Source organism: Paenisporosarcina sp. TG20 (assembly GCF_000286315.1).
Lineage (GTDB): Bacteria > Bacillota > Bacilli > Bacillales_A > Planococcaceae > Paenisporosarcina.
In genome coordinates this window covers 1-9,259 of sequence record NZ_ALJG01000205.1, presented here as the reverse complement: position 1 = coordinate 9,259, position 9,259 = coordinate 1, and the positions used below count along the sequence as shown (strand labels likewise).

The following is a 9,259-nucleotide window of genomic DNA, read 5'->3' as shown; positions in this document are numbered from 1 at the left end:
TCAAGCCGAAAGTCGGGTTAGTTCTTATGGGTTTAATGATGCATTTATATGTCCCCATAGTCAAAATGATGAGTGTGAGTGCCATAAACCTAAGCCCGGACTGCTATTAGAGGCCGCAAGAATACATAACCTTGATTTGAAAACATGTATTGTGATTGGGGATGTAGGATCTACCGATATGTTAGCAGCTCATGCAGTTGGAGCAACGAAGATATTGGTCTTAACGGGTTGGGGTAAATCTTCTTTAAACCAGCATAGGCATAAATGGCAGGACATAGAACCAGATTACATTGCAGAAAACTTATTAGAGGCTGTTAGAGGGATCTTAACGAACTTTAGTTAACAAGAAAAGGTTTCATGTCTATAGAAAAGTGATGATATAAAGGGGAAAGAATCATGTTTACATTCGAAGTAATGACGCAAAATCATGCACAAGATATAGCTCATAATTGGCATTACCAGGGTAAGTTCTCTTATTATAATATGGAGTCAGATAAAGAAGATTTAGTCGAATTTCTTGACCCTGATAAACGCGGACATTCGAACTTTATTGTTGTTAATGACAATGAGCTTATTGGATTCTTTAGTTTTAATAAAGTAGCGGATAATACAATTGATTTAGGATTAGGAATGAGACCGGATTTAACGAGTAAAGGAAAAGGATTGGAATTTTTAAAAGCAGGATTGGCTTTCGCCAAATCTACATATAAACCAGAATACATAACATTATCAGTAGTCACTTTTAATCAACGAGCGATAAAAGTATATAAAAAAATTGGATTTGTAGAAGGAGATACGTTTATTCAAGACACCAATGGTGGTAGTTTTGAATTCTTAAAAATGATTTACACAGAGAGATCAAATAGTACAAGTGGTGGCTGGGAGAATGAATAGAACTAAGAAATTATCAGAACTATTCTATTAGCTATTCTGGTTATAATAGTGATTGTGCCAATAGCATCCATCCAAGTAAATAAATATATCTACAAATATAGAGTGGCTACTTAACTAATTGAAGAAATGGGTTTTGAAAAAAAGGAAATTGAATCGATTGAAGACAAATGAGGATTTAAGCTGCCATCCTACTATGCAAGTGTAAATTTAAAATGAAACGAATGTTGAGTATACCTATTTCGCGCATCACCACGAGGTATTTCAATTCAATTATAAGATCACTGACGAAGGCCAGAAAAACGCATTAAATAGGAAGATTTAAAAAACAAAAAAGAGTGAAGTAATTGCCGGAAAAATTAAAACGAGAATTATATACGGTAATCGACGGAGTTCAAACAGATGCGCCACTTCATGATTTGACGGAGGATAAAACTTTCATGGATATGGTAAATGAAATGTATCGAACAATCATAAAAAAAGATAAATAATAAACGTTCGGTATCGTAAAAGGTACTCGGTCGTTTTTCCTGTTTAAATACCTAGCATATGCAGCGACGTCTGAGAATAGTTTGAAAAAATTGGTTTTTAAGCCATTATGGCTATAGACGTAAAATGAAAAAAATAGAGCTAATCCTAATATTTGTTTTGCGATTGACTTATTTAACATCAAACGCTGTGTAATAAACTAATTTAAGCCGTTTGAAGAAAAAGGTTCATTTAGTCTAAAGGCAATAAACTAAGTGTATAGCTATTTGTTGAAGTAACCGAAAAAAATAGCCAGCACATCAAATAAATTGATGGCTGGATATATTCACTATACAAAGTCCTATAATAGTACATTTGTAGGTAATTTCCTACTTTATTCTAACGGTTTTTGTCCAACAAACTGAATGACATGTGACAACCCGTTATGTAGCTCTCCTTCATGTCGCACGACCTCTCCCATGAAAAAGTGAACAATACGCCAATCTGAGAACGTTTGTAAAAACTCTTCTGGAGAATATAATAACTCCAATTTTGGTGGACCCCCACTATTATATGGAATCTGATAGAGTGAATATACTTCTGTCACGAAGTATCCACCTGGTTTTACTGCCTCTTTTACACCTCGAAGTGTTTTCTTTCGCAATTCTTCCGGGAAATGCCCAAAAACACAAACAATTTCGTCCCACTGATTGGTTATCCACTGAGCTTCAATTAAGTCAACAAGTTCTGTTTTAACGGTTACACCTCTTGTTTCAGCAAGCTTATTTGTTTTTTCTAGACCAGATTCCGCATAATCCCAAGCCGTAACGTTCATTCCTTGTTCAGCTATAAAAACTGCATTACGACCTTCACCTTCTGCAATTGTCAGAGCGTCACCAGTTAATTGAAGTTTTTTCTGCATATCTTGTAAAAATTTATTTGGTTTTGTTCCATACACATATTTCGCATCTTGAAAACGATTATTCCAATAATTCAAAGCAATTCTCCTTTTTTGATAAGAATATTTTATTCATTTTAACATGAAGTCCCTATTATTCATTTGAACCTGAATTAATTAGTAAATAATACGGTTTCTTAATCAAACCTTAACAAATCCTATTCATAATGGGTTGTAAAGAAGTGTTGTTATGATGAATTAGGATGTTTTTTGCTTTCGCAGCAGGGATACTGTGTCTCTCTCCATATGTTTTCCTCTATTAACTGCACATATTACCCAATCTAACTGGTAGTAAAATTGAAAACTTTAAATTGCACCTCAATCGTACATTTCTATACTTGAGGTCCTTTGAGTTTATTATTGATTTAGTATTATCTTTGTTGAAATGGGTGCTTCTGCTAGCTTTTTGGGTAATCTGCTAATGAATTACCGAAAACGCATTATGCTGGGCTACTAAACATTGTATTTGTTTTACAGATGGCAGGATTGCTCAATTTTAAATTTTAATGAAGGAATGTATTAAGCGTACAAATGCAGAAAATCAGTGCATGGCTGTCTGTCTTTAGTATATTTCAATTGTAGAAAAGGGGAAAAACATGAATCAAACGAATCTTATTGGGAAGTCTGTATTAATTGTGGAAGATGATCCAAAAATCCGGAATCTCATTAAGATCTATTTAATCAAGGACGGATATGAGGTCATTGAAGCTGAAAATGGAGCTGAAGCAAAGGATAAAATTCAACAACTCGATCCATGTATTTTGATACTTGATCTCATGTTACCAGGAATCAGCGGTGAAGAGATATGCAGGTGGGTGCGGGAAGATTTGAAAAATATGATGCCCATTATCATGCTTACGGCAAAAGCTACAGAAAAAAACAAGATAGAAGGCTTTAAATTAGGGGCTGATGACTATGTTATCAAGCCTTTCAGCCCTGCTGAATTAATGGTAAGAATAGAAGCTGTTTTAAGGAGAACGTCAAGCCGTTGCGGAAAGTTAAGTTTTACAGGGTTTACGATTAAACCTGCAAAAGGCGAAGCATGGATAAATGGAGAACAGCTTGAATTAACCCACTTCGAGTTTAAGTTGCTCCATACATTTATGCAGCATCCCAGTCAGGTTTTATCCAGGGAACAAATCCTAAATATGATTTACGAAAATAATGAAAAAGCTGTATCTGACCGAACCATTGATGTTCATATCAAGCATTTGAGAGGAAAGATTGGTGAAAAGACACCTAAAGATTATATTAAGACTGTAAGGGGAATGGGGTATAAATTTGTGGGTCTTTAGAAATTTTTCCAACCTATTGTCAAAATTGGTTGCGTTGAATAGCTTCGTTATCCTGCTCGTCATTCTCCTTGCTGCTTTGTCTGTGACGGAGTATGCCTGTTATTTGGTCAATTCACAACAAGTCTCTGGACAGGAACTTGTTGATACATTGAATGGATTCCTTTGGAAAATAAGTCTTGTGACATTTATTATTGCAGGATTGTTTCATTATTTCACAGTCAAAAAAATTGTTAGTCCCATTAAGCATTTATCGATTGCGGCAAAAGAAATCAAAGAAGGAAAAACGCCTTCCAAAATTGAAAGTTCTGCTACAGGAGAAATGAAGGGACTAATTGAAAACTTCAATTCAATGTCAGAAACTCTCTCTTCCGTTCAAGAACAAAGGGAAGAAATGCTGAAGGATATTGCACATGAGCTTCGGACTCCATTGACAAATATAAACGGTTATCTAGAAGCACTGCAAAACAAAGTAATTGATGGGAACCCTGAATTATTTGGTTCCCTGTTGGAAGAATCCCGACGAATCACAAGAATTGTTGAGCTTATAACAGAATTAAATTCTTGGAATAACGGCAATTATTTCTTGGAAAAACAGTTTGAACAAGTAAAAATTAACCATGTACTATCAGAGTCTTTAACAGCATTTCGATTGAAACTACAGAATCAAATCATGGATATGCAATTCAACATCGAGGATGCTGGGATATTGGGTAATAGAGATGGCCTTATGCAAGTCTTTACCAACATGCTTCAAAACATTCTTGATTATAATACGGGAACATTCTTGAAGATTAATGGAGAGATAAAAAACAATAGATATATCATAACTTTTACTCATTCTGGTCGATTTATTGATCCTGAAAAAAAGTCAATGATCTTTGAACGGTTTTACCGTCTTGAAGAATCAAGAAGTACTAAGTCCGACGGAGCAGGTCTAGGGCTTGCAATTAGCCGAAGCATTATCACTGCACATAAAGGCAGTATCGGTCTGGATACAGATGGTACTCATCATACTTTTTGGCTGAACTTTCCTTTACACCCGATGACTCAATAATATGGAAAAGTTTGTCTTAATCAAATATTAACAAACATTGTTCATAATCAAACTGAAAGGGGGTTAGTTCAAATTGAAATTTACAATCGAGAACGAAAAAATAGTTGGCGATTTAGGTTTCGGATCGCTACCTATTTCTCCTAACGACACAATTGGTTATCGTCCATATGAACTTTTTGTCTCTTCTTTAATCGGATGCAGTGGAACTTTGCTCGGAAATATTTTGAAAAAGAAAAGGGTTGAGCATAAAAGGATAGAGCTGGAAGTCTCATCTTTCAGGAATCCTGATCAGGCAAATCGAATTGAACAACTTTCCATCACTGCCTATGTCCAAACAGACCAATCATTAAGCGAACAAAATGCAATGAAGATAGCTGATTTAGTCATCAAAAATTGTGGAATGATTCAGTCTGTCATTGCATCGATAGATCTAACTTTCATTGTCAAGACGACAACATTCAATGGTGATGTCCGTTGATCTATTTTCAGATAGGCGGGCCTTTATATACCGGCACTTGCTCGTTGGTTGGTTCTCAGCTTTTTCATGCTAAATGCATAGAGAGCAAAAATGTCTGAGAATGGTATCGGAATGGGCAACCCTCCATTTTCTTATATGGAAACTCATATCGGTTCAACCAAGTGGATTGTGTATAGAAGTCAAATGGTTATAAAATATTGGGGCACATAATGGAGTTGCTTTTAACAAAACACATTGAAACGGGGTACATCAATGGTAGAGACCACTAAATTAATATCAATTTTTATTATTATTATTAGTATATTTGGAGGAATCCTAGCTTTTTACATGATGAGTGATTTACCCAAGGAGAAGAGAAAAAGACATATAGAAGAAATAACTTCGCAACTTATTAATTTCGTGCTCTTTATTTGGATGGGAAAAATCATCTTGAATTTTCCTGTATTCATCAGTGATCCATTGGCTATATTGGCTTATCCCAGCGATTCGAGTGCGTTTTATGTAGCTGTGTTATTCAGCGCATTGTTGCTTTTTTATAAATCTCAACGGGGTCAAATCAATGTGGTGTTGTTTATCCCATCTTTTATTTTTGTGTTTTTAATTGCTTCATTTTTGTATGAATTTATGCAGTTTGTCTGGAATGACAATACATATTCATTTGGCTATATGATTTTACTGGCGATTCTTCTCATCCTATTCCTAACCGTCCAAGGACGTAAGGGAAGCAATACCTTAATAAGCGCATTGTTAATCGGATGGACCTTAGGAATATTCATTATTACTACTGTCCAACCTTTTGTTACGGTATTCGGGTATATGATGAAACCATGGTTTGTAGGAGTGTTTTTTGCAATGAGTTTTACCCTACTCATAATAAATCAAAGAAAGAGTGGTTATATTGAGCGGAATTGAAACAGATACAGTCTTAGTTGTTGGAATGCTGCTGGCTCTCGGTGCAGGGGCTCTCTCCTTTTTGTCACCTTGTGTACTGCCCATTTTTCCTGCGTACCTATCCTACATAACAGGAATCAGTGTAAAAGAATTGCAGGGAAATCAAAGCTCTGAAATCCACAAGAAATTATTGAGCCATTCAATCGTCTTTTTATCGGCCGTTTCATTGATTTTTATTAGTCTGGGAGCCAGTGCCTCTTTTTTAGGAGAATGGCTTCAAACCTTATTAATGGGTGATTCAGGTTTATTTATCCAGCGCATTGCCGGAATTTTTATAGTTATTATGGGATTATTTATCGCTGGTTGGATTAATATTACAAATTTAATGAAGGAAAGACGTTTCCAATTTTCAAAAAGGCCAGCTGGATATATAGGGACATTTTTTATTGGTCTAGGCTTCGCAGCCGGCTGGACCCCTTGTATTGGACCAATCTTCGGGTCCATCTTACTTTTGGCTGCAAGTAATCCCGGCGAAGGCCTTTTTTACACGGTCATGTACGTAATTGGTTTTGCTTTGCCTTTCCTTATATTAACTTTTTTCCTTGGATCGACGAAATGGATTGTTCGCCGAAGCCAAGTAATTATGAAAGTGGGCGGCGTCATAATGATTATGATGGGTCTAGTGTTATTTTTTGGCCTGATGCCACTTATTACAGGATTTCTACTTGAATTAATAGATGATACTTGGTTATCAAAACTAGGATAGATATGGAGGTTAACATCAATGAAAAAAACAATTCTTGTTGCGGTTATAGCGTTAATGGTCAGTTGGACTGTTTATGATCTAGTAAATTCAAAGGAAGAGACAGCAAACAAAGAAGATACAAGCATTGAAGAGACTGTGGGGTCTGAAGAGACAGGACTTGCAATCGGTAAAATAGCACCTGATTTTGAACTGACAACTTTGGAGGGTGAAACTACCCGTTTATCTGATTATAGAGGACAGCGAGTCTTCATAAACTTTTGGGCTACTTGGTGCCCACCATGCAGAGCAGAAATGCCAGACATGCAGAAACTATATGAACAGCCGGACGTGGATGTAGAGATTTTAGCGGTTAATTTGCAAGAGTCAGAGGAAGCCGTCTCTGAGTTTGTAAAAGATTTCGGTTTGACTTTTCCGATACTGATGGATGCAAACTCTGATGTGGCAGATACCTATCAAGTCCGGGCATACCCTACTTCTTATATGATTGATTCAAGTGGTCGAATACAATATATTGCGATTGGTGCAATGAACCATGATCTAATGATTCAAGAAATAGAAAAGATGAAATGAACCTTTATTGTTACAAAAGCCAGGAGCTTTACCCGTAAGCCTTGGGAAATTGATAATTTCTTCTAAACATTTTTGATTTGATTCAAAAAGATAAAGCTTCTAAGACTCTATTTAATCCATATGATTTGGTAGGTTGCAAGGTTTCCTCTGTGACAATTAACCGCATGATTTCCTAAAACAAAATAAACGAGCGGTGGCATTGGTCACCGCTCGTTTATTTTGTTTAAAGATAAGAAACCACATGGCTTACGTTTTACGTAAGTTACCATCTACCATGAAAAGTATATAAAGGCACTTAGTGATATTAAAAAGTTAGTTTTTTATTAATTTCTTCATACTTTCTCAACATTTTTAGATTATGATAAAAGTGTAGGAAATTAATATTATCAATTGATAAAGTGAAAAGGGTTTATCTTGCACACCTTTAAGGAGCATATGAATGAAAAATAATTTAGGCATCACGTTAAAAATCGGTCTATTGTTTAGCACAATATTTATCGCGTTGTTTTTGATTCTCGGATTCATATTGTACGGTGTATTTACCAATTTATTTGTTGACTACATTAAGCAGGATTTGCAAGTTAGAGGAAATAATCATGCTAGAATCGTAGCCGAAAGCCCCAACAAAGAAACCGTTGGACATGTACTTGAGATGGAAAGAGGTGCTTCGACGAGTGTGCTAATAACAGATATTAATCAAAAAGTGCTCGCATCATCGAAAACTCCTGACCAAGATATGAACAATCATTTGGTGGACAAAGAAAGTAAACAAACTGCCCATGTTTTAGAAAGCAATTGGAGGCAGCACAAATATATTATTACCATATCCCCAATGAAAAATAATGCTGGTTATGTGTATATGTACTACCCATCTAAAAACTTAAGAGAAATTATTTATGTCATGAATGTTTTATTCATTGTCTCAGGCTTAGGTATTTTGTTGCTGGCTTTTGGACTTATTGGGTTTATTTCACAGAGATTGACGACACCTCTTGTTCTCATGAAAGAGGCGACAAATAAAATAGCATTAGGGAAATACAAGCAAGTTATTTCAGTTAAAGGAAATGATGAAATTGCACAACTTGGTATTTCGATACAGTTACTAGGAGAACAATTGCAGTATTTCGAGAACAGTAGAAACGAATTTTTAGCAGATGTTTCTCATGAACTCCGTACGCCGTTAACGTATATTAAGGGGTATAGCGATATTCTTGCAAAGGGGAAAGTTTCCAATAAAGAGGATCTAGAGAATTACTTGAATATAATTAATAAGGAAGCTAGTCGGCTTACTTTTCTAGTTAATGATCTTTTTGAAATGAGCAAGATTGAGGTAGGGAAATTTGAATTAAATAAAGAAATAACCATGATTAATGAACTTATTGAAAAAGTGGTTTCAAACCTGATGCCTGCAGCAAGAAAAAAAGGGTTAGACATTAAAACTGAATGCCAGGCTGATTTACCGGAGATTTCTGTGGACTTGGAAAGAATGGAGCAAGTTTTTTATAATCTTATTGAAAATGCGATTAAATATACCATTAAAGGTGAGATTACAGTTCGCTCTTATTTAAAAAGTGATTTTGTCATCATTGAAATTATAGACTCTGGTATCGGAATCCCTTCTGAAGAGTTACCGAAAATTTGGGAACGATTCTACCGTGTGGACCAATCCAGGACACGAAAAACCGGAGGAACTGGACTCGGCTTATATGTGGTCAAACAAATTATTGAATCACATCATGGCGATATAATTGGCAGCAGTACGGAGGAAGGGTCGACATTTACAATTTTCCTTAAAGTGAGTGTTCAAAAAGGAGCATAAAAAGAGCCGAGTAGGTCGAGGCGGCGTAGCCTTCGAGCACCGGAGCGTATGGTGTTGATACGTGAGGAG

At 35.8% G+C, this 9,259-nt stretch carries 11 protein-coding genes; 10 read left to right on the top strand and 1 reads right to left on the bottom strand.

Features of this window, described 5'->3' with window-relative positions; all coding sequences use genetic code 11:
* From B371_RS0104045 to B371_RS23350, 3 genes are all read left to right on the top strand, one after another.
* A partial coding sequence (locus B371_RS0104045) for an HAD hydrolase-like protein (protein ID WP_019413024.1) occupies positions 1-343 on the top strand: 343 nt, incomplete at its 5' end.
* Positions 344-396: 53 nt separating this feature from the next.
* A complete protein-coding gene (locus tag B371_RS21250; RefSeq protein ID WP_019413023.1) occupies positions 397-894 on the top strand; it encodes a GNAT family N-acetyltransferase in 498 nt (165 codons plus the stop codon).
* Between the two features lie 344 nt (positions 895-1,238).
* A complete protein-coding gene (locus B371_RS23350; protein ID WP_019413022.1) occupies positions 1,239-1,382 on the top strand; it encodes a hypothetical protein in 144 nt (47 codons plus the stop codon).
* Between the two features lie 371 nt (positions 1,383-1,753).
* On the opposite strand, the gene B371_RS0104030 is transcribed toward B371_RS23350, so the two are convergent.
* Positions 1,754-2,356, bottom strand: coding sequence for a cyclopropane-fatty-acyl-phospholipid synthase family protein (locus B371_RS0104030; protein ID WP_019413021.1), 603 nt, complete (start codon positions 2,354-2,356; stop codon positions 1,754-1,756).
* A gap of 557 nt (positions 2,357-2,913) precedes the next feature.
* On the opposite strand from B371_RS0104030, the gene B371_RS0104025 reads away from it, so the two are divergent.
* The 7 genes from B371_RS0104025 to B371_RS0103995 all read left to right on the top strand — a co-directional run bounded on the left by B371_RS0104025 (position 2,914) and on the right by B371_RS0103995 (position 9,190).
* Positions 2,914-3,612 carry a response regulator transcription factor gene (locus B371_RS0104025; protein ID WP_019413020.1) on the top strand — a complete coding sequence of 233 codons (699 nt, stop codon included), beginning with the start codon at positions 2,914-2,916 and terminating at the stop codon, positions 3,610-3,612.
* A complete protein-coding gene (locus B371_RS0104020) occupies positions 3,599-4,666 on the top strand; it encodes an ATP-binding protein (protein ID WP_083844937.1) in 1,068 nt (355 codons plus the stop codon). The genes B371_RS0104025 and B371_RS0104020 overlap by 14 nt, the downstream gene beginning before the upstream one ends.
* A gap of 73 nt (positions 4,667-4,739) precedes the next feature.
* Positions 4,740-5,144, top strand: coding sequence for an OsmC family protein (locus B371_RS0104015; protein WP_019413018.1), 405 nt, complete (start codon positions 4,740-4,742; stop codon positions 5,142-5,144).
* Between the two features lie 252 nt (positions 5,145-5,396).
* Positions 5,397-6,056 (top strand): hypothetical protein, encoded by a 660-nt coding sequence (locus tag B371_RS0104010; RefSeq protein WP_019413017.1) that lies wholly within the window; start codon positions 5,397-5,399, stop codon positions 6,054-6,056.
* Positions 6,043-6,801, top strand: a complete 759-nt coding sequence (locus B371_RS0104005; protein ID WP_019413016.1) for a cytochrome c biogenesis CcdA family protein — start codon at positions 6,043-6,045, stop codon at positions 6,799-6,801. Before B371_RS0104010 ends, B371_RS0104005 begins: the two co-directional genes overlap by 14 nt.
* Positions 6,802-6,819: 18 nt before the next feature.
* The gene (locus B371_RS0104000) at positions 6,820-7,371 is read left to right on the top strand and encodes a redoxin domain-containing protein (RefSeq protein WP_019413015.1); all 552 of its coding nucleotides are present in this window, start codon (positions 6,820-6,822) and stop codon (positions 7,369-7,371) included.
* A gap of 439 nt (positions 7,372-7,810) precedes the next feature.
* Positions 7,811-9,190, top strand: a complete 1,380-nt coding sequence (locus B371_RS0103995) for a cell wall metabolism sensor histidine kinase WalK (protein ID WP_019413014.1) — start codon at positions 7,811-7,813, stop codon at positions 9,188-9,190.
* Positions 9,191-9,259 lie beyond the last annotated feature (69 nt).

Excerpts from the sequence above, each read along its gene's own strand:
- B371_RS21250 (WP_019413023.1), top strand. The coding sequence starts at position 397 with ATGTTTACATTCGAAGTAATGACGCAAAATCATGCACAAGATATAGCT.
- B371_RS0104025 (WP_019413020.1), top strand. The coding sequence starts at position 2,914 with ATGAATCAAACGAATCTTATTGGGAAGTCTGTATTAATTGTGGAAGAT.
- B371_RS0104010 (WP_019413017.1), top strand. The coding sequence starts at position 5,397 with ATGGTAGAGACCACTAAATTAATATCAATTTTTATTATTATTATTAGT.
- B371_RS0104000 (WP_019413015.1), top strand. The coding sequence starts at position 6,820 with ATGAAAAAAACAATTCTTGTTGCGGTTATAGCGTTAATGGTCAGTTGG.
- B371_RS0103995 (WP_019413014.1), top strand. The coding sequence starts at position 7,811 with ATGAAAAATAATTTAGGCATCACGTTAAAAATCGGTCTATTGTTTAGC.